This window comes from Pseudomonas putida (assembly GCF_030159595.1).
In the GTDB taxonomy this organism is placed as follows: Bacteria; Pseudomonadota; Gammaproteobacteria; order Pseudomonadales; family Pseudomonadaceae; genus Aquipseudomonas; species Aquipseudomonas putida_AC.
The window spans coordinates 116,441-135,161 of record NZ_BSKJ01000013.1; the positions used below are offsets into that span (position 1 = coordinate 116,441).

The following is an 18,721-nucleotide window of genomic DNA, read 5'->3' on the forward strand; positions in this document are numbered from 1 at the left end:
CTCGACTGTCATCCAGATTCGGATTTTCTAGCAGTGGTAATGGAGAAAAAAGTAGACTCCATTCACCACTGTGATCCTGCGCCCGAGGTTGGGCTGAAGGTTTACGCTTACCCGCTATCCTTTAACTCATGTCAAAGCCTTTGCCTTTGTACAGTTCCAGCCTGAACCCTTCGGGCATTTGGGTGAACAGCAGCTCGGCATCCGCTAGGTCTGCCCCTGTTAGGAAGCATCCGCTCAAGTTACTCTTATCTAGTACCACGCCATGCATCACAGCTTTTCTGAATGTGCTTTCGGAGAAATCTGATCCCATCATCATGGCCTTGGTGAGAGTGCAAAATGTGAAATTTGCCCTGTATGCCTTCACCTCGAAAAGATCAGCTGCTCGCATGTTACTGCCTGTGAAGTCGCAATGGCTTATGTCGGCGCTCTGAAAAATTGTTTTGTTTAGATTACAGCCTCTAAATGAAGCGTATCGAAGATCTGCGAAGCAAAAATCTAACTTGGATAAGTCCATGTTGTCCAAGTTGATTCCCCGCAAGTCCGCGACATACGCTTCAGTTATTGGTAATTCGCTATCGGGCCACAGATTTCTGATCAGGGCTGGCCACGTCTCACCATTGTTTCTCAGATCTTCAATGATTTGCTGAATGATTTGTTGAGCCCTGTCAGTTGACCAGCGCTCACGTAGCCGGTCAATCAAGGCTTGCGGAAACTTTTGTTGAAATGCCATTCGCTCGCCCTCAATCTGCCGTGTTTTCCAATAACTTTACTAGCCATTCTGATCTGGTGTGGCCTTACTTCCCCCGGAATGGCAGCTTCAAGCTCACCTTTATGCGGGCTGTTGCCATATCCGGACGGGGTAGGAACTCGCCCCTCAAGCTCCTTTTCGACGTTCCAGCAGGCTGATACGATTTCGTAAACCCAACCATCGATCTCCGCCCAGTACACTGCGCCTTGAGCGTTTTCGCTGCACACGTTTGCCGAAGCGGTTGTGCCTCTGAAAGCGCTCTGAGAATTGTTGAGTACATGTTCAAGCAATCTCCGGTCTGATCCCCGGGCAGTAAAGCCATGCTTAAAAACGTACTCTGGATCTAGCGAAGTTCCATGATAGCCCGCCCCGTGGTATGTCGGATCAATCTCTTCACCATTTGGAAGTATTGCCTTCATCCTTTACATTGCTCCTTGCGCTCAGCTTGTGTAAACCCTTGAAGCAAGCAGTCGACCGTAGTGCCTGCATGTCAAACCGATATCATCCTACCTTAGTGAGCACACAAGCCGCCATATACGCTAAGGCGTCGCCCAGCTAGCTCGGGCCGCTCATAAACCCCTACCTCTGCTGCAGGAACTGAAGGTTCCTGAGGGGGAGATCGGTCGTGCCCATTGCCCTCACGTCTTGAAAGATCTCTACCGTTGCAATGATCACATCCATTCGTAATCCAGCAGCCCGATTCTTACGGTGGCTCATCGCTCTTGGGACGAAATTTCGGCGTCATGGATCGCCCTGAGGGTAGGCCCAACCATTCTACGGAGTGGGGAAAGTGACCACCTCGGTAGGCGCTGTTAGGTATGAGCGCTGGCTACCTCGATCAAAAAAACCACCGTAGGGAGTGGCATTATTTGTCCTTTGTCTACCTGCCTAGATGTTGCGCTCCACATTGAGTCGGACTCGCATCACTGGGGGCTATCGAGCTTGGAGAGGGTACGTCTAGCTGGAGTCGATAGGGCAAGCATGCATCTGACTGCACGCTTGCCACGCCACTGAGCAATTGCGGAAAAGGCCCGGATTTGTTAGGCTTAACGGGCATTAGCGGTAAGGGATTAAGAACGCCAAAATCCCTGGAAAGGGGGAGGGCCTTGGATAACGGTTCGAATCTCTACGCTTCCGCCATATTCAAAGCCCTGATTATTCAGGGCTTTTTGCGTTTTTGGGCCGTAAAATGAGTCTCTGAAGACAGAGGGCCCGAGTCCAACAAGGCCAACGACTGTTAAGACCAGAAAAGCCCAGATCTTCTCAGGGCTTCGGCATCATGCCTTGCGCAGAATCACATCAATCCGATGCCAGTTCACCGTTCCGGAATCGATGACCATGGCTGATTCGGTTTCGCGCAGCAGGACGGTTTCCAACCGCGTAGCAAGCGCCTGAACATTTTCAACGCTATGAAACGACATATGCCCCTGTCTAGCCCAGCCGTGCCTTAGCCCGAAGAAATGACCTGCAAAGACACCTCCGGGAACCAGCGCTTTGCACATCAGATTCCACAGGTGATCGAATCGCCCAGGGTGGCAAAAGGGAAGGGCAAGCCCTGCATGGATCAGGCTCGACGGCGGTAGTTCGGCAAGGTACTCAAAGTCTGCCACCTTGGCGTCCAGCATTCGTGCCTCAACCGTTGAGCATTTGTTGGCGGTTCGAGCGATGGCCTCAGGTTCTTTATCGATGGCCAGCACCTGCCAGCCCGCCTGGATCATCTGCAGCGTTTCATTACCGGCACCGCACCCTAGGTCTACCGCATGCAGGGGGCGTAGGTGCTTGGCATGATCAATGGCGCAACTGAGCAGCAGAGAGGGAGCGCGCCTGTTTGTGCGTTCGTAGAAAGCGTTCCAGCTCGTCATGGATAAAGCATCCTTACCTTTCCATCTTGTGCAGGGCGGTGACCGCAATGCCTGAATGGCAGATGGTATCCCATTGGCGGTTGCCGCTAGGCGGCTTGAGTATTTCCACAGATTACCGGCCTGGTTACGAAATCCTGACCAGCTCTGGGACAGTCTCTGTGTAGACTGTGCCTCTTCACACATTCTGTCGCTCGCATTCGGATTACCAAAATGAACAAACTGATCCTGCCCGCCGCCATCTTCGTAAGCGTGATGATCGTAGGAACGATCGCCGATAACTTTGGCGTGGAAGGGGGCTGGAAAATAGGTGTGCTGTGCCTTGTGGCCGGTGCTGTTCAAATTGTGGTTACACGCTTTCAGCGTGCACGCAGCAACAACGTCCAATCTTAAGCACTGCATCTAAAGCGCGGGCGACCACGCTTTACATGCTGTTGTTCTATGGGAGAGCGGCAGAGGCGGTGATAATGGGTGCAATTACAAGGGCCATGTCATGCTGACCATCTCCAACAACGTGCATCTGCCGGATGCCGAAATCGAACTGACCTACATCCGTGCGCAAGGTGCGGGTGGGCAGAATGTCAACAAGGTGTCCAGCGCCGTGCACCTGCGCTTCGACATCCCGGCTTCATCGTTGCCCGAGTTCTACAAAGAGCGGCTGCTGGCGCTGCGCGACAGTCGCATCACCGGCGACGGCGTGTTGATCATCAAGGCCCAGCAGTACCGAACCCAAGAGCAGAACCGTGCTGACGCCCTGGCGCGTCTTGCCGAGTTGATCATCGCTGCCGGCAAGACCGAGAAGAAACGCCGGCCCACCAAACCGACCCTAGGTTCGAAAACCCGTCGCCTTGAAGGTAAAGCCAGGCGGAGCACTGTCAAGGCGGGTCGGGGTAAGGTCGAGTTCTAGTGTGGTGTTTCAGAAATACCGCAGAAAATAATTTGCCCAGCGCTCGCGCCGCGCGAGCGACTGAGGCGAGGATGTCCTCGGCCTTCTTGTGCCACCGAAAATGGCTTCGGGTTTTGGTTGTAGGTTTCCAGATAGTGCTCAATCGACGCCTCTAGATCCTTAACGCTGACATGTGCCTGCCGCTTGATCCACTTCTCGCTCAGCGTTGAGAAAAACCTCTCAACCAGATTCAGCCAGGATGTCGAGGTGGGCGTGGAGAGCTCCAAAGCCCTGAAAGGGCTTTTTTCTTACCGGATATTTGGCGTAGCGATGGTCAATCTGTCAGCATCCGGTCATCGAACGTAGCTGAGAGGGATTTGGTGTGGCTTCTGGTAAAAAGGATGACTGGTTCAGCTCCGCGTTGCCATGGATTATCGTCGCTGCGTTAGGCCCAGCAGTCATCATTTTGGTTGCCTATTGGTATAACTTAGGGCCGGTGTCGCATGACCATGGACCATGGTCGAGCTTTGGTTCCCTGTTGAGCGGGGTGTTCATGGTGGCTTCAACGTGCGCTACCTTGGCAACGCTGATGTTTCTGGCCCATCAAAACAAGCAAATTCAGGACTCAAACAGGAAGCAGCAAGAGGTTACTGATAAGCAGTTAGCTGCCGTAAACTTTGAGCAATATGTGAATCATCGCCGCTACTTCATGGAGCGGTTGGGTGAGCTTCAATCTGCTTTTGGTAATAGATTTGTTTTCGAGGATGCTGATGAGCTTTACAGCAAAGTTTTTCCCAGAAACAGTCCTATCAATTTAGAGTTCACTGCTGAAGTTAATGGCTCTCTGAATGCGCAGAATTACCTCGGCAAACTCTGCTATCAATTAGGTAAGTTGGATGATTTTTCGAAAGCGCCTGACTGGAATCGAAGTGGCGGTCGCAGGCTGATTGGGCTGTTGATTGATCTCAGTGTTGCTCTCAACCTTCGTATGGTTGACGAGCCGTATGATGGTGATGTTGTCTTTAATGGGAAAAGAACATTCATCAATATTTACTCAAGTAATGAGTTTATCGAGCTTGCGAAAGCTATATTCAACTCATTTCTCTTCTACACAGGTAATGAGAAATTTAGTGGTTTCGATATTCCCATGGGCCGTTCTGCGAGCGATTCCCTCATGGCATATGTTTTAAGTGCAAAAGAAGACCCAGCAGTGTTTGATGTGGTCAAGGCTGTGCCCGGCCTAGAAATCATGGAGCAGATTTATTTCAACCTTTTCCGAATGAGACATGAAGATTTTTGGTTTCTGCAACCCTCATACGCTACGTTGATGGACGCCTTCAGCAGCCGAATTGGCGTGATGCAGCTAAAAAATAAAGAATTCGTTGATCAGATAGTTGACGTAGGGTGCTGTGCCGCATCCACGGCTCTGAAGCACTCTTCGGAAGAGGGCGAAGGGTATGAATTGCTGAGGCAGACACATGAGCTTTTCAACCTGTTGCTCGCTAGAAATCTCTGAGCGTGAGAGTGCCCTGTTTATTACTCAGCCATGCACAAGCACCTCGGAGCTAATAGAGGTGCGGGACACTATGAATCTCCGATGGGCAAGAGGATCGGTTCGTTCGGCAAGCGTGACTAAGGCGGCTGGCTGGTCTATGAAAATGGGCTACCGAAGCCCAAACTACCTCACGAATTGGAACGAGCTTCGACTGATCGGTTGTCGGAGCTGAGGCTGTCACAGCAGCATTTAAGGAAGCTCAATTGCAAGAGATCAACCCTACAGAGGTTCGGTTCATCAAGCTCGGTGAGGGCGGTGAGTGGGAGGCTTCTTGCATCGCGGAAGGAGTCATCAGGCTTGGGTATCACAGCCCGCATCACCAGGATTCACTGGATGGTAACTGGTATGCGGTCAGGCAGTTTTGGTTGAAAGCTCGAGGGGGTAAGGAAGGCCCAACGACAAGCTCAGTGAATCAGATCCGTGCTTTTTACGAGCTTGATGATAGCTGCCTGTGGATCACCTTTTACAAAAAACGGCTCTACTGGTGCTTCGCTGAAACGAAAGTCATTGAGATATCTGACCAGAGCCGTATTCGTGAAGTGATTGGGCAGTGGTCCTCGTGTGACATTTACGGCAAGCCCCTGCGAGTTGAGAATATTGATGGCCGAGTCACAAAGGTGCAGGGCTTCCGTGGAACTATCTGCACGGTCGATATGCAAGATTACCTAATCAAAAAAATCAACGGCCACACGATTGATGAGGTTCAGACTGCCAAGGACTCCTTGCAGCGGCTCAGGGATGAGGTCGAAGAGTTGATCAAAGGATTGTGGTGGCACGATTTCGAGCTGTTGATTGACCTGATTTTTTCCAAATCCGGATGGCAGCGTTTTTCTGTGCTTGGCAAGACGGAGAAAGACATTGACCTTGACGTGTATTCCCCCGCCACCCAAAAGCGGGCGTTCGTGCAGATAAAGTCCTCCACGTCAAAATCCGATTTTGAGCTTTATCTAAAATCATACGATGAATATGAGCAGTTCGATGAGATGTATTTTGTCTATCACACATGCAGAGAAGATTTGCCCTCGGTCCTTGATGAGCGAAAAGATATTCACTTATGGGATTTGAGCCGAGTTGCTTGTCTTGTCGTAAATTCTGGCCTGGTGGAGTGGTTGATTAACAAGCGTTCGTGAGTGATCGAATTTTGAGGCGCTCTGTGTTGAGTGTTACGGCAGAAAGTTCAGGGCGATACTTCTATTCAATACGGGCGCTTTGCAATAAAAAGTTGGGGTGCAATAGCCTTAATTTGCCAATACGGCACCACGCAGGATATGGTTCGCTTTGTATTATTCTATATTTTTGATCTTATTTAGGGGTGGCGGATTGTGTCTGAGCAGATTGAAGCAATTTTGAGTAAAGCATTTGGCATTCCAATGGTCCAGTTTACACATGGAGTGGTGAACAATGATCTTCTGGAGTATTTTTGCTTTAGATGGATTAGCTGGGCGCGTGAGTGTGCAGGTCCGAAATATTATGAACATGTCAAAAGTGAGTCTGCAGGCTATTCCGACGAGTTTGTAGCTCATAAGCTAAGCTTGTGTCCAGACCTCAAAGCCTTAGATGATGCGACTATGAGTGTAAATCTTATGGTCTCCGGTTATGGGGACGATAAGAGGGAGATTATGATCGGTAACGTTTTCTATGTTGCACATAGACAACTAATGATTCGTGATTTTGGGGCTTTATTTGAATCCTTTGACTCTGAGTGTTATGGAATTACTCGTGAGGCTGAAGAGTTTCAAACAGAGCAAGAAAACTGAGTTTCTCCAACGCTCAATCCGCCATCTGGCGGGTTCAAGGTTCGTCAGCTGGGATATTCTTCTAGAGATTTATCTGTAAGTGCTAAGAGTTGATTGACCTCTGATCGTCTAGTAGCAGATGAGCTCTGCTTTGTCGATGGAGTGCTTACAATCAATGCGGACTCAAGCAACAAACACAGGGACTCAAGCTCATGGGGTGTCCCATCATCAGGACCGCTGAAGGTGACTTGGGCTGCATCAGCATCGCTTGTTGCGAAATGGCGAGCGCGCAGACGGCATGTTCCGCGGCTTGGATGATGGTGTCTTCGAGGGAGTGGAGGATGTGGGGTGGATCGGGGACCATTTTCAACATTGTTCAATTCCCTGTTGGCGCTGCCACCTGTCAGCCGTCAAGCAGAAGGGTGGCAGCTGTACATAGGTTGACGGACCGGCGGAATTGAGAAGCTCCGGCGCACGCAAGCGTGCCTGTATGTACAGCCGCCATAACGAGGTGCCACAACTCAAACCATCACGGCCCGTCAAAGCCGTGTCGCTGATGAGCAGCGACAGGCTCAGACTAGAGGCCCAAGCAGGGCACCCTCAACGGAAAATAGGCGGCAACAGTATCTTTGGGAAATGCCCTACAAGATAGCGAACGATTCTGATTTTTCGACGCAAATCGACATCATTTGGGATGGGGTAGCCTGCTGTGGTCGCGGGCTGAAATGATGGGGGCTTGAGATTGTGGTTGCTGGTTGGGGCCATGGGGGCTGCTGCGCAGCCCATCGCAGGCAAGCCAGCTCCCTCAGGTATTGCACCGCTTTCAAGGCTGGTGCATCACCTGTAGGGGCGATGGGCAAAATATCACTTGATCAGCGGCACACCACTCAGCTTCTGCAGCTCGTCAAAGTCGATATCCGCACAGATCTCGACCACTTTCAGCCCTTCAGGCGTCACTTCCAGCACGGCCAGGTCGGTGTAGATACGGCTCACGCAACCAATACCGGTCAGCGGATAGGTGCACTCAGGCACCAGCTTGCTTTCGCCGCTCTTGGTCAGGTGGTCCATCATCACGAACACTTGGCGGGCGCCGGTGGCCAGGTCCATTGCGCCGCCTACGGCCGGGATCGAGCCTTCGGCGCCTGTGTGCCAGTTGGCCAGATCGCCCTTCACCGACACCTGGAAGGCGCCGAGTACAGCGATGTCCAGGTGGCCGCCGCGCATCATCGAGAACGAGTCGGCATGGTGGAAGAACGCACCACCCGTCAGCAGGGTCACATGCTGCTTGCCGGCGTTGATCAGGTCATCGTCTTCTTCGCCCGGCGCAGGGCTTGGGCCCATGCCCAGCAGGCCGTTTTCGCTGTGCAGGAACACTTCCTTGTCGCCCAGGTAGTTGGCCACCAGGGTGGGTGCGCCAATGCCCAGGTTTACATAGGCACCTTCCTGGATGTCTGCGGCCACGCGTTGGGCCATCTCGGTGCGGGAGAGCTTTTTGGTGATGGTCATGGCAGGCCTCAGACAGCGTTGGCGATCGAAGAAGCGGCAGCACCGGTAACGGCGACCACGCGCTGGACGAAGATACCCGGGGTGATGATGTGTTCCGGGTCCAGTTCACCAAGTTCGACAACCTGGTCGACCTGGGCGATGGCGGTCTTGGCGGCCATGGCCATGATCGGGCCGAAGTTGCGGGCGGCCTTGCGGTAGGTCAGGTTGCCCCAACGGTCACCCTTGTGCGCCTTGATCAGTGCGAAGTCGGCGTGCAGCGGCATTTCCAGAACGTACATGCGGCCGTCGATCTCGCGGGTTTCCTTGCCTTCAGCCAGCAGGGTGCCATAACCGGTAGGCGAGAAGAACGCACCGATGCCCGAACCCGCTGCGCGGATGCGCTCGGCCAGGTTGCCTTGTGGTACCACTTCCAGCTCGATCTTGCCGGCGCGGTACAGTTCGTCGAACACGTAAGAGTCGGACTGGCGCGGGAACGAGCAGACCACCTTGCGCACGCTGCCTGCCATGAGCAGGGCGGCCAGGCCGATCTCGCCGTTGCCGGCGTTGTTGCTGATGATGGTCAGGTCGCGGGCACCGGTGGCGATCAGGCCATCGATCAGCTCGGACGGCATGCCGGCCGTGCCAAAGCCACCGACCATGATGGTCGAACCGTCGGTGATCCCTTCCACCGCGCTGGCGATGGACTCGTACGTTTTATTGATCAAGGCGAGCTCCTGGTTGTTCCTGGAGTTGTGGTTGTCGGGTTGGCCGGAGCGCGTGAAGCGATGGGCCTGTCAGCGCTTGAAAATGTTTGCTGACTTTCGCTATAGCGTGCCGCAAGATAGGGCAACAGTAGAGAGGGTTTGGCTGAATTCGTGCGATTATCGAACTGTTGTGCGATCTGCGAGCAGTTCCGCAGTCTATTTGCCACCTTCCTGTTGAACGCGTGATCCCTTCATTGTTGCCCCTCGCTGGTGCGCCCTGCGCTTCCTTCTCTCGCTCCTGCACTGATCGAGTGCATAAAACTCGCGAAATCGCCGATTAATCACCCTTGCCGCGTTGGCGTGCGACTTGCTATCAGATTGCCATCCGATGTCGCGTATGGTGAAGATAATGTCGCTTTCCAGTGGTTCCATGCAGTTGTCATCGCGCGAGAAGGGCTGGCTGCCCTGGTTCGGCAAAACCGGCAAGTTCAGCATGGGCTGGGCGTGCCGCCTGAACCGGGCGAGCTATCCGCAGATTGAAAAAACCTTCGAAGCCATCGCCCAGACCCGCGTGCAGTTGCTGCATGAGTGGACGCGCGAACAGTGGGAGCATCTGGCCGAGTTGGCGGAGCAGCTAGCGCCAGTGTTCGGTCAACCCTGCAGCACGCTGCTGCGGGACAAGCTGGCGCAGGCCGACGACTTTTCCGAATTGTTTGTGGTCGATGCTGCTGGTAGCGTCATCGCTTCGACCTGGCCACAACGCGGCACGCCGCGAAGCGAACACACCGCAGCGCTGGCCCAAGGGCTGAAAGCGCCGTTCTTGCACGGCCCCTACAGCGACCCGCTGACCCTGCGCATCGGCCCGTCGTCTTCGCGCTTCCACGATGAAGTGACACTGATGTTCTACCAACCCGTGAAGGTGGGGGGCAAAGTCCTCGGCTGCCTGTGCGGTCGAGTACCCAACGATGTGTTGGGCGACCTGATCCAGCGCGAGGCGGGGCATATCTTCGCCGACTCGGGCGACAACTACCTGTTCATGGCGCAGTCGCGCTTCGACCCGGCGATCCAGCCCGGTACGGCCTTGTCGCGCTCGCGCTTCGAGGACGGCACCTTCACCCACGGCGAAAACCTCAAGAGCGGTGTGCACACGCCCTGGACCACCGTGCAGGTGCAGCGCCATACCGAACTGGAACTGCGCTTCACCGACCCTTCTACGCGCGCACTTCACCCCGGCGTGCGGGAAACAATCAGGCGCGGTGCCAACCTGTTCGTGACCTACCCCGGTTATTCGGACTATCGCCATGTGCCCGTGGTCGGCAAAGGCGTAACGTTCCAGTTGCCGGGCTCGCCCGACCGCTGGGGCATGATGTGCGAGGCCGATCTGGAGGAGGTCTACCGACGCCGCTCGCTGAGCTACGGGTTGATGAAACCCTATGGGGCGATCATGGCGGGGTTATTCGGCTGCAACTACCTGGTGCAGCACTATGCCGGCCTGCCACAAGGGCTGAATGATGCCATTGTGGCCTTGAGCATGCTCGGCGCTACGCTGTTGTTCGGCGTGCTTGGGCCCAAGCGTCTGGCGGCCAGACTGGATGGCATGAGCGGCGTGCTGCGCACTATCGCCGAGGGGGAAGGCAACCTGCGTCAGCGCCTGGACATCAGTACGCTGGGCAACGATGAGAGCGCCGATATGGCGCGCTGGATCAACAGCTTCATCGACCGGCTGGACGCGGTGGTGGGGCAGGTGGTCAAGGCCAGTCGCACGGTCGGCAGCACCAACCAGATGATGCTCGGGCGCAGCCAGGAAGCCAGCGTAAGCTCCGCCGACGTGGCCGACGCCGTGCACCAGATGATGATCATCATGGAGGAGCAGCTCGGCGAGTTGCAGCAGGCCTCGGTCAGTGCCGAGCAGATGAAGCAGGCCATGGACGAGGTTGTCAGCCGGGCGCGGGAGCAGTTCTTGGCGGTGCAGGCGGGCACGCAGTCTATTCGCGATGTGGTGGCGCGCTCGTCGTCCAGCGTGCAGCGGCTCGACAGCCGCATGGTCGAAATCGACAACATCACCGGTTTGATCAGTGAAATCACCAACCAGACCAACCTGCTGGCGCTCAATGCCGCCATCGAGGCGGCGCGTGCCGGGGAGCATGGCCGTGGCTTTGCAGTGGTGGCCGACGAGGTGCGCAGCCTTGCCGCGCGCACCTCGCGGGCTGCCGACGACATTCGCCACATGGTCGAAAGCCTGCAGGGCGAAACCCGGCAGGCCGTAAGCTTCATGGAGCAAGGTGTGCGGGACGTTGACAACAGCCTGCGCCTGGCCGAGGACGCGTCGTCCGAAAACGTGCAACTGCACCAGGCGGTGGAGGGCATGTTCGCCATCATCCAGCAGCTCAACCGGCGCAGTGTGGAATATGGCAAGACCATCGACCAGGTCAACCAGTCCTCCAGCGAGATGCGCCAGACTGCTGTGGTGCTGCAGACCAGTGCGCAGAAAGTGAAGGTGGATGCCGGTAAACTGCAGAAGCTGGTGGGGCAGTTCGAAGTCAGCGATGATGGCGAGCGGGATGCTGCGGCTTAAGCTGCAGCACCCCCGTCCATTGAGCAAGGAGATCGCGATGATCCGGCTGGCCGTAGCAGCTGATGAGCCTGAAGTCAGGTGTTGCGCCGAACAGGCCTACGCCCGTTATGTGCCACTGATCGGGCGCAAGCCCGCGCCGATGATCGCCGACTTCGCCAGGCAGATAGCGCAAGGTGTGGTCTACGTTGCGACGGATGATCAAGCGGTCTTTCAGGGCTTCATTGTGTTCTATGCCGAGCACGGCCACATGCTGCTGGAAAACGTCGCGGTCCTGCCCAGCGCGGCCGGGCAGGGTGTAGGAAAGGCGCTGATCCGCTTTTGTGAAGACGCTGCCCGGCAGCGCGGGATAAACGAGGTCCATCTTTACACCAACGAGATGATGACCGAGAACCTCTCGATTTATCCCAGGCTCGGCTATGTAAACGTGGGTCATCGGACGGAAGACGGTTTCAAGCGCGTTTACTTCGAGAAAACCCTCGTGCCCTGATACCACACTCGTGCACGCGTACAAAGCACGTCGCGCACCAAGGCAATGCGTCATGCACCCCAGCTTCAGGCATCATGTACCCAGCCCCACCCGAAAGCTGAAGCCGCCAAATGCCAGAATCCCCAAACCCTAATCGGGCCATCTACGACCTGGACATGCTCCGCACCGTGGTCATGGTGGCCGACTGCGGCAGCTTCACCACCGCCGCCGCACGCCTGCATTCCACCCAGTCCACGGTCAGCCAGAAGGTGCGCCGGCTGGAGGAAATGGTCGGCCACCAGTTGCTCGATCGTAGCAACCGCGAGGTGCACCCGACCGATGCCGGTGAAACCTTGCTGCGTTACGCCCGGCACCTGCTGGCGGTGAGCAGCCAGTTGACCGAGGCCATGTCGGGCGGGGTGACGGTGACCGTGCGCATCGGCCTGCCGGACGATTTTGTCGCGGGCAAGACGATGCAAGCGTTGGCGGCGTTCAATCGGCGCAACCCGTCGGTGAAGCTGGAGATTACTGGTGGCCTTAGCCGCGACCTGATGAGCACCTATGACCGTGGCGAGCTGGACCTGGTGTTGATCAAGCAGCGACGTCACAGCCGCGAGGCGAATGCCTGCCAGCCGGAGCGCATAGAGTGGATCGACAGTGCGCAGTACCCGTGCTTTGCCCAGGACCCGATTCCGCTGGTGACCTTTCCGCCGCGCGGGTTGTACCGGGATGACATGATCAGTGCGGTCGAGGCCATGGGGCGGCGTTGGCGGATTGCATTCACCAGTTCGAGCCTGGCAGGGATTCAGGAGGCGGTGGCCAACGGGCTGGGGGTGAGCCTGTTGCCATCGCGGGTGGTGACGGCGGGGCATCGGGTGCTGGGGGGGGAAGAAGGGTTCAAGCCGATCAAAGTGTTTGAGGCGGCGATTTTTCATCGGCCTACGGCGGATCCGATGGTTATGGAGTTGGCCGAAATTCTGATTGGTATTTTGCGGGCAGAGGCAGAGTGAACCACCTCCGTGACTGTAACGAAGCGCGGACCCTGTGGGAGCGGGTTTACCCGCGAAGAAGGCAACGCGATTGATGCCACCGGCTTTGCCGGTGTTCGCGGGTAAACCCGCTCCCACAGGGGCGGAGTAGGGCTCAAGATGTGTGCTTCGCCTGTGGTTGGTTAACGGCGTACTTCTGCAGCAAATTGAGTAGCCTTCAACTGCAACTGCGCAGGCCCGCCCCAGAACGCCGCGTGGCGCACGATCACCCGCTCATGAATGGCAGCCGCCACTGCCGCAGCGGCATTCGGCGCCTTGAACAGGATGAAGCTGGCTTCATTGCCCACCTTCAAGCCGTAATCCTGTTTACCCATCACGCCGGCACCCGCCTCGGTCGCCATGTGCAACGCCACTCGCAGTTCCTCATCGGTGTTGAAGCCTGACCGGTAGCTGACCAGCATGGCCCGTTGCAGCATGTCGCCGTTGCCGTAGGGCCACCAGGCATCCTGGATGTTGTCGTTACCGGTGAATACCCGCACCCCGCCCGCTCGCAGGCGCAGCACGGGTGGGAACGCATGCTCGCCGGGGGCGTTGGTCATGATGGAAATGCCAGCGCCAGCCAGCACTTCGGCGATGCGGTCGACCACAGCATCGGAGACGTCGCCCAGCCCATAGGCGTGGCTGACCGCCACCAGGCCTTGCATGCTCAGCGCCTGGGTGCGGGCGGCGATGCGTTCGAGTTGGGCGATGCAGATGTCGCCGGGCTCATGCAGGTGGATATCAACCTTCACGCCATTGCGGTCGGCAATGCCGAACACGATGTCCAGCTGGGCATCGGCGTCGCCATCCAGTGTGGTCGGGTCGATGCCGCCGACCACCTGTACACCTTCGCGGATGGCCGCTTCCATCACTTCGGCGGTGCCGGGGCAGGTCACCACCCCGGCCTGGGGGAAGGCCACCAGTTCGATGTCGATCAGGTCTTTCCACTTGTCCCGGGCTTCGAGCATGGCGTGCAGGTTGGTCAGGCCGGTAGTGGCGTCCACGTCCACATGGCAGCGCATGGCCAGGGTGCCGAACGAGGCGGCCTGGCGAATCAGTGCGTCGGCGCGCTCGATGATGGGCGGGGCGCTGGCCAGTTCGCGTTTTTCCACGGCCAGGCGCTCGCGCAGGCTGGCCACGGGTTGGTGCGGGCGCCAGCGGTCGCCGACGAAGCTTTTGTCCAGGTGGATGTGGCCGTCGACAAAGCCCGGCAGCACCAGCAGGCCTTCGAGGTCGATGGTTTCGCGGGCCGTTGTGTTGGCGCGTTGCGGGCCGATGTGGCTGATGCGGCCGTTGCTTACGGCAATGTTCAGAGGCAGGCCATCGGCGTCGATGGCGTTGATGAACTCACGGTCGTTCATGGTTGGGCCTTTTTTACTAACGGCTTGGGTGACATACCACGGTAGGGCGGATGCGGGCATGTCTCCAATTAATTATCAGGATCGACAGCAGTGCGTTTCTGGATACAGGCAGTGGAGGTTGGCCTGCATTAAAAAGCCCACTGAAGTGGATTCCGATAATTAACTGTCAAAGCCTTCGATCTCGGCCCAGGATTGACCGCCTGATCCGTCCGACCGCTTGCTGCGGCGTGTTCCGGGCAGGTCATCACACACAATAAAAACAAATGCCGTGTCGGAGTCCTTCCATGATCAATGATTCCAAGCTGCTGCGTGCCGCCTTGATTTTCATTGCCTGTACTTCATTCATCGTCTGTGGCGTGCAACCCATTTTCATGGGTTTGGTCACGGAACAACTGAGCCTGTCACTCGATCAGCAGGGCTGGGTGGTGTCGGTCGAGATGATCGGCATGACCCTGGGCACCTTGCTATGCCCGATGCTGATGAAGCGCCATGGTGGGCGTAGCCTTTGCCTGTTCGTGGGGGCGCTGTGCGTGGTGTTGAGCATTGCGACGGCCTTTGCCACCACCAATAACGTGTTGCTGATTGTGCGCCTGGCGGCCGGCACATGTGCGGGGCTGGTGTACGCCTATGCCGTTTCCACGCTGGGTCGGTTGCCCAACCAGGACCGGTCGTTCGGGTTGATGCTGTTGCTGCAAACGCCCGAGTACTCGCTGTTCTCCGCAGCGTTGCCGTTGCTGGCCGCGCAGAGTGGCACCGTGACTGCCTTGTGCGCGTTTGGCCTGTGGTACTTGCTGATCTGCGGCGCCAGCCTGGTGTTGCCGCGCCGTCCGGCGGCGTTGCTGGCCAATGGCGAAGGCTCACCTACCCAGGGCGGTTCAGCGCGTACCGGGCGTACGGCGTTGGTGGGCATGCTGTTCATGCAGATCGCCATCTACTGCGTGTGGGGCTTCATCGACCAGCTGGCCCGAGACCAGGGCATCAGCGGTGTCGATATCGGTTGGGCGTTCGGCCTGTCGGCCATTGGCGGCCTGCCTGGGGCGGGGCTGCCAAGCCTGTTGGGGGCGCGGGTCAATCGCCAGCTGATGATTGCCGTGGGGCTGGTGGCGGTGTTCATTTCCATCGCCATGCTCACGGGCCATACCCGCACGCCGATGCAGTTGTTCGTCGCGTTGTTGCTGATCAACTTTGGCTGGGTGCTGTCACTGTCGTATTACATGGCGCTGATCACCACCAACGACCCGACCGGCAAGCTTACGCCGCTGGTCAGCATCACATTGATGGGGGCAGCAGCGGTAACGCCGGCACTCATTGCCATGCTGGTGGAGGGCTCCAGCCAGCAGTTGATATTCCTGCTTGGAACGGGGGCGTTGGTGGTTGCCTTTGCGGTTACCTGCCTTGGGGTGGGTAACAAGGGGATGCGCAGCAAAGCTGCTTGCTGAGCAGTGCCCCTGGTATAGCCATTGCCGGCTCACCTTCAGCCCTTGGCAATGGGCTCCGGCAAGCCTTTCACGCCGGGGTTCAACGCGAACACGCCGCCGGCCAGTGGCTGGTCGCTCAGGTCGATGCCTTGCGGGCGAATCGATGTCACGAACAGCGTATCCAGCTGCGGGCCGCCGAATGCGCACATGGTGGGTTTCTTCACGGGGAGCGGCAGGGCGCGGTCCAGCTTGCCGTCGGGGGTAAAGCGCAGTACCTGGCCGGCATCGATCGCGCAGATCCAGTAGCAGCCTTCGGCATCCACTGCGGCCCCGTCCGGCCGACCGGGGTGCTGGTTCATGTCGACGAATATTCGGCGGTTGTGCGGTGTGCCGCTGTCGATGTCGTAGTCGAAGGCCCAGATCAGCTGGACGCTGGGGTGCGAGTCGGAGACATACAGGGTTTTGCCGTCCGGGCTGAACGCCATGCCGTTGGGCACGATCAGTGGGTCCAGACGCGCTTGCAATGGCGTTATCGGTCCGTCTGCCATTGCGTCATATCGGTACAGTGCACCCACCGGCTCGGCGCCCATGTTGGTTTGCATCGTGCCGGCCCAGAAGCGCCCTTGGCGGTCACAGCGCCCGTCATTGAAGCGCATGCCGGGTCTGGCGTGTTCGACACTGGCACGTTTGTCGGCCAGCAGGCGGCCGTCTGCCTGAGGGGTGAGATGGAAGATTCCGCTTTCCTGGGCCCCCAGCCAATGGCCTTGTTGGCTGCGGACAATGCAGCCGAGCATTTCGTCTGCCGTCCAGTGATGGGTCTGGCCGTCCGGTTGCCAGCGGTGCAGGCGACCTGCCGGTATATCCACCCAGTACAAGGCATTTTCCTGCGGGTGCCAGACCGGGCTTTCGCCCGTGGCATTGCGTGCGTCGGTAATCAGTTCGGCTGTCATGGAAGCATTCTGCGCTCTATCGGGGGTCAGTCGCCAAATGGGCCGGCAGCGGTGAAAGCGCCGCCTTGCAGGTGGGCTGTTGGATCATTTGCTGCGGGCTTTGGCTGTTGCTCCAATGCCGGACGGAAGCGCTCGGAGCTGTCTTTGGGGGTGAAGCCCAGGTGTGCGGCGTGGCGGTTGCTCCACCACAGGTCGCGGTTATCGGACACGCCATACACCACGGTATGCCCGACGTTTTCGGCCAGCAATGCACGCTCCACCAGGTGTGCCAGGTCGCCGTAGCTCAGCCAGGTGGACAACATGCGCACATTGCGGGGTTCGGGGAATGAAGAGCCGATGCGCAGGCTGACGGTTTCGATGCCGTAGCGATGGAAGTAGAACGTCGCCAGGTCTTCGCCGTAGGCCTTCGACAGCCCGTAATAGCAGTCTGGCCGGCGCGGCGAATGCGCATCCACTTGTTCGCCCTGGGGGTAAAAGCCGGTCACATGGTTGGAACTGGCGAACACCACGCGTTTGATGCCGTGCTTACGGGCGGCCTCATAAATGTGGAAGGTGCCGACGATGTTGGCTTGCAGAATCTCTTCGAAGGCGCGTTCGGTGGAAATCCCGCCCAGGTGCACGATGGCGTCCACATCCTTGGCCAGCGCCAGTACGCCGGCCTTGTCAGCCAGGTCGCAGTTGATGACTTCTTCATGCTCGCCCGTAGCTGTTGCCATTGGGCTGATGTCCGATGCGCGCACGATGTTGGCGTGCGCTTGCAGTGCTTCGCGCAGCACTTGCCCGAGCCCGCCGGCGGCACCGGTGAGCAGCAGGCGGTTGAAGGGTTTGCGGTTGGTCTTGGTCATTGTCTTGGGGCCTTTTACTGAAACGGCATGAAGGTGCCGTGCTGGTGCGACACCGGCATGGGCGGGCGGTTGCCCTTACAGGAAGTTGTACTGGATACCCAGGCGCCAACGGGCCTGGCGATCGTCCGTGTAGCTGTTGACCTTGATGTCACCCACTTCCATGAACGGCGCCCACTGTTTGTTGAGCTTGTACTTGATGATCAGGTTCTGCTCGTAGTCGCGCTTCTTGTTGTCGTAGCGGATGTAGTCGGTGGTGAAGTGGATGTACTGGTACTCGAATGCCCATGGGCCGCTGGGGGTGTAGCCGAGCCACCCTTCAAGGCGGGTGGTGTTCTGGTCGTCCTTGGCGCGGTCAGCCTTGCTGTGGTCGACCTGATCCCGGTCGAGACTGCGCGCGTCGTGGCGCACGCGAGTGGCGACGTACCAGGTATCGCTGAGCTTGTAGTTGTACTTCAAGCCGAACTTGTAGGTGGTTGAATCCTTGGAGCTGTCCATCTGGAAGGCAGGGGTCCAGGTCGACTTGGGGCTCGTCTTGTAGTTGTAGTCCACGGTGAACTCATGGCCGTTGTTGACCATGTTGTCGTAGGCGACGTCTTCGCGGTCGCCGGCCGTCTTGTATTTGATTTCTGCGGCAAACCCCAGGCCGCTGTCCTTGCGGTAACTCAGCTTTATCCGGTCGGAGTGAATGCTGTCGTCTTCTGTGAAGCCGTGTCGGTAGTTGATGCTGGCGGAGTCCGCGCAGGCGTAGAACGACAAGCCGAGGGTGCTGGCGGCGATGAGGCGGCGAAGTGTGTTGTTCATGCGATCTCTTTTTTTGTTTTTGTTGAGGACGTGATGAGGCGTGCGAGCAAGGGTGGGGTGAGGTGGTGAGCGCTCCGTGATTTTTCAAATAAGTTATCGTACGACCGTGGGGCTGTCTACGAATTATTGAAATGTTGTCTGATCACTTCTTGTGATGGCTCTATTTGGCATGTTGTAGCTTGTGTCGTGCTTTGTGATGGGGTTCACAGGGTGTGATTCGGCATGTGCTATCTGACGATTTCGTGGGTTTAAAGAGGTGCTTTTCAAATGTTGTATGATGACGTAGGATTGCCTCCAGAGCGTG

The 18,721-nt window shown here is 57.3% G+C and carries 19 protein-coding genes and 2 pseudogenes; 10 read left to right on the forward strand and 11 right to left on the reverse strand.

What is annotated here, in order from left to right; translation table 11 throughout:
• Window positions 1-121 precede the first annotated feature (121 nt).
• From QQL85_RS23945 to QQL85_RS23955, 3 genes are all read right to left on the reverse strand, one after another.
• On the reverse strand, window positions 122-730 hold the full coding sequence (locus tag QQL85_RS23945) for a pentapeptide repeat-containing protein (RefSeq protein WP_284356857.1): 609 nt from the start codon (window positions 728-730) through the stop codon (window positions 122-124).
• Window positions 697-1,167, reverse strand: coding sequence for a hypothetical protein (locus tag QQL85_RS23950; RefSeq protein ID WP_284356856.1), 471 nt, complete (start codon window positions 1,165-1,167; stop codon window positions 697-699). Before QQL85_RS23950 ends, QQL85_RS23945 begins: the two co-directional genes overlap by 34 nt.
• An 858-nt stretch (window positions 1,168-2,025) precedes the next feature.
• On the reverse strand, window positions 2,026-2,610 hold the full coding sequence (locus tag QQL85_RS23955) for a class I SAM-dependent methyltransferase (protein WP_284356855.1): 585 nt from the start codon (window positions 2,608-2,610) through the stop codon (window positions 2,026-2,028).
• A gap of 210 nt (window positions 2,611-2,820) precedes the next feature.
• Here QQL85_RS23955 and QQL85_RS23960 point away from each other — a divergent pair, with 210 nt between their 5' ends.
• On the forward strand, window positions 2,821-3,000 hold the full coding sequence (locus QQL85_RS23960; protein WP_284356854.1) for a hypothetical protein: 180 nt from the start codon (window positions 2,821-2,823) through the stop codon (window positions 2,998-3,000).
• A 100-nt stretch (window positions 3,001-3,100) separates the two neighbouring features.
• The gene (arfB, locus tag QQL85_RS23965) at window positions 3,101-3,514 is read left to right on the forward strand and encodes an alternative ribosome rescue aminoacyl-tRNA hydrolase ArfB (RefSeq protein WP_264233343.1); all 414 of its coding nucleotides are present in this window, start codon (window positions 3,101-3,103) and stop codon (window positions 3,512-3,514) included.
• On the opposite strand, the pseudogene QQL85_RS23970 reads toward arfB, so the two are convergent.
• A pseudogene (locus tag QQL85_RS23970) lies at window positions 3,483-3,768 on the reverse strand (hypothetical protein); the annotation flags it as partial. The gene arfB and the pseudogene QQL85_RS23970 sit on opposite strands and share 32 nt — an antisense overlap.
• 107 nt (window positions 3,769-3,875) lie before the next feature.
• Between QQL85_RS23970 and QQL85_RS23975 the strand changes: the two are divergent.
• From QQL85_RS23975 to QQL85_RS23985, 4 genes are all read left to right on the forward strand, one after another.
• A complete protein-coding gene (locus tag QQL85_RS23975; RefSeq protein WP_284356853.1) occupies window positions 3,876-5,009 on the forward strand; it encodes a hypothetical protein in 1,134 nt (377 codons plus the stop codon).
• Window positions 4,972-5,220 carry a DUF4113 domain-containing protein gene (locus QQL85_RS26670; RefSeq protein ID WP_349816511.1) on the forward strand — a complete coding sequence of 83 codons (249 nt, stop codon included), beginning with the start codon at window positions 4,972-4,974 and terminating at the stop codon, window positions 5,218-5,220. The genes QQL85_RS23975 and QQL85_RS26670 overlap by 38 nt, the downstream gene beginning before the upstream one ends.
• A 31-nt stretch (window positions 5,221-5,251) precedes the next feature.
• Window positions 5,252-6,178 (forward strand): hypothetical protein, encoded by a 927-nt coding sequence (locus QQL85_RS23980; protein ID WP_284356852.1) that lies wholly within the window; start codon window positions 5,252-5,254, stop codon window positions 6,176-6,178.
• 192 nt (window positions 6,179-6,370) lie between these two features.
• Window positions 6,371-6,805, forward strand: a complete 435-nt coding sequence (locus tag QQL85_RS23985; RefSeq protein WP_284356851.1) for a hypothetical protein — start codon at window positions 6,371-6,373, stop codon at window positions 6,803-6,805.
• A gap of 134 nt (window positions 6,806-6,939) precedes the next feature.
• Here QQL85_RS23985 and QQL85_RS23990 read toward each other — a convergent pair.
• From QQL85_RS23990 to QQL85_RS24000, 3 genes and pseudogenes are all read right to left on the reverse strand, one after another.
• Window positions 6,940-7,157 (reverse strand): annotated as a pseudogene (locus QQL85_RS23990) (hypothetical protein); the annotation flags it as partial.
• Window positions 7,158-7,648: 491 nt separating this feature from the next.
• A complete protein-coding gene (locus tag QQL85_RS23995) occupies window positions 7,649-8,290 on the reverse strand; it encodes a 3-oxoacid CoA-transferase subunit B (protein WP_284356850.1) in 642 nt (213 codons plus the stop codon).
• 8 nt (window positions 8,291-8,298) lie between these two features.
• The gene (locus QQL85_RS24000) at window positions 8,299-8,994 is read right to left on the reverse strand and encodes a 3-oxoacid CoA-transferase subunit A (RefSeq protein ID WP_026020319.1); all 696 of its coding nucleotides are present in this window, start codon (window positions 8,992-8,994) and stop codon (window positions 8,299-8,301) included.
• Between the two features lie 1,903 nt (window positions 8,995-10,897).
• Here QQL85_RS24000 and QQL85_RS26875 point away from each other — a divergent pair.
• The 3 genes from QQL85_RS26875 to QQL85_RS24015 all read left to right on the forward strand — a co-directional run bounded on the left by QQL85_RS26875 (window position 10,898) and on the right by QQL85_RS24015 (window position 13,024).
• Complete coding sequence (locus QQL85_RS26875; RefSeq protein ID WP_434489089.1) at window positions 10,898-11,548, forward strand: methyl-accepting chemotaxis protein; 651 nt, start codon at window positions 10,898-10,900, stop codon at window positions 11,546-11,548.
• Window positions 11,549-11,585: 37 nt separating this feature from the next.
• Complete coding sequence (locus QQL85_RS24010) at window positions 11,586-12,035, forward strand: GNAT family N-acetyltransferase (RefSeq protein WP_284356848.1); 450 nt, start codon at window positions 11,586-11,588, stop codon at window positions 12,033-12,035.
• A gap of 110 nt (window positions 12,036-12,145) precedes the next feature.
• Entirely contained in the window at window positions 12,146-13,024 is an 879-nt protein-coding gene (locus tag QQL85_RS24015) for a LysR substrate-binding domain-containing protein (protein WP_284356847.1), read from the forward strand.
• 161 nt (window positions 13,025-13,185) lie between these two features.
• Here the strand turns inward: QQL85_RS24015 and QQL85_RS24020 are convergent, their stop codons facing one another.
• Window positions 13,186-14,403 carry an amidohydrolase family protein gene (locus QQL85_RS24020; RefSeq protein ID WP_284356846.1) on the reverse strand — a complete coding sequence of 406 codons (1,218 nt, stop codon included), beginning with the start codon at window positions 14,401-14,403 and terminating at the stop codon, window positions 13,186-13,188.
• A gap of 284 nt (window positions 14,404-14,687) precedes the next feature.
• On the opposite strand from QQL85_RS24020, the gene QQL85_RS24025 reads away from it, so the two are divergent.
• Window positions 14,688-15,842, forward strand: a complete 1,155-nt coding sequence (locus QQL85_RS24025) for an MFS transporter (protein ID WP_284356845.1) — start codon at window positions 14,688-14,690, stop codon at window positions 15,840-15,842.
• Between the two features lie 35 nt (window positions 15,843-15,877).
• Here QQL85_RS24025 and QQL85_RS24030 read toward each other — a convergent pair whose 3' ends face one another.
• From QQL85_RS24030 to QQL85_RS24040, 3 genes are all read right to left on the reverse strand, one after another.
• Window positions 15,878-16,771, reverse strand: coding sequence for an SMP-30/gluconolactonase/LRE family protein (locus QQL85_RS24030; protein ID WP_284356844.1), 894 nt, complete (start codon window positions 16,769-16,771; stop codon window positions 15,878-15,880).
• 26 nt (window positions 16,772-16,797) lie between these two features.
• On the reverse strand, window positions 16,798-17,616 hold the full coding sequence (locus QQL85_RS24035; RefSeq protein WP_284356843.1) for an NAD-dependent epimerase/dehydratase family protein: 819 nt from the start codon (window positions 17,614-17,616) through the stop codon (window positions 16,798-16,800).
• Window positions 17,617-17,691: 75 nt separating this feature from the next.
• Complete coding sequence (locus QQL85_RS24040; RefSeq protein ID WP_284356842.1) at window positions 17,692-18,417, reverse strand: oligogalacturonate-specific porin KdgM family protein; 726 nt, start codon at window positions 18,415-18,417, stop codon at window positions 17,692-17,694.
• Window positions 18,418-18,721 lie beyond the last annotated feature (304 nt).

Excerpts from the sequence above, each read along its gene's own strand:
- QQL85_RS23945 (WP_284356857.1), bottom strand. The coding sequence starts at position 730 with ATGGCATTTCAACAAAAGTTTCCGCAAGCCTTGATTGACCGGCTACGT.
- QQL85_RS23950 (WP_284356856.1), bottom strand. The coding sequence starts at position 1,167 with ATGAAGGCAATACTTCCAAATGGTGAAGAGATTGATCCGACATACCAC.
- QQL85_RS23955 (WP_284356855.1), bottom strand. The coding sequence starts at position 2,610 with ATGACGAGCTGGAACGCTTTCTACGAACGCACAAACAGGCGCGCTCCC.
- QQL85_RS23960 (WP_284356854.1), top strand. The coding sequence starts at position 2,821 with ATGAACAAACTGATCCTGCCCGCCGCCATCTTCGTAAGCGTGATGATC.
- arfB (WP_264233343.1), top strand. The coding sequence starts at position 3,101 with ATGCTGACCATCTCCAACAACGTGCATCTGCCGGATGCCGAAATCGAA.
- QQL85_RS26670 (WP_349816511.1), top strand. The coding sequence starts at position 4,972 with ATGAGCTTTTCAACCTGTTGCTCGCTAGAAATCTCTGAGCGTGAGAGT.
- QQL85_RS23995 (WP_284356850.1), bottom strand. The coding sequence starts at position 8,290 with ATGACCATCACCAAAAAGCTCTCCCGCACCGAGATGGCCCAACGCGTG.
- QQL85_RS26875 (WP_434489089.1), top strand. The coding sequence starts at position 10,898 with ATGGACGAGGTTGTCAGCCGGGCGCGGGAGCAGTTCTTGGCGGTGCAG.
- QQL85_RS24010 (WP_284356848.1), top strand. The coding sequence starts at position 11,586 with ATGATCCGGCTGGCCGTAGCAGCTGATGAGCCTGAAGTCAGGTGTTGC.
- QQL85_RS24015 (WP_284356847.1), top strand. The coding sequence starts at position 12,146 with ATGCCAGAATCCCCAAACCCTAATCGGGCCATCTACGACCTGGACATG.
- QQL85_RS24020 (WP_284356846.1), bottom strand. The coding sequence starts at position 14,403 with ATGAACGACCGTGAGTTCATCAACGCCATCGACGCCGATGGCCTGCCT.
- QQL85_RS24025 (WP_284356845.1), top strand. The coding sequence starts at position 14,688 with ATGATCAATGATTCCAAGCTGCTGCGTGCCGCCTTGATTTTCATTGCC.
- QQL85_RS24030 (WP_284356844.1), bottom strand. The coding sequence starts at position 16,771 with ATGACAGCCGAACTGATTACCGACGCACGCAATGCCACGGGCGAAAGC.
- QQL85_RS24035 (WP_284356843.1), bottom strand. The coding sequence starts at position 17,616 with ATGACCAAGACCAACCGCAAACCCTTCAACCGCCTGCTGCTCACCGGT.
- QQL85_RS24040 (WP_284356842.1), bottom strand. The coding sequence starts at position 18,417 with ATGAACAACACACTTCGCCGCCTCATCGCCGCCAGCACCCTCGGCTTG.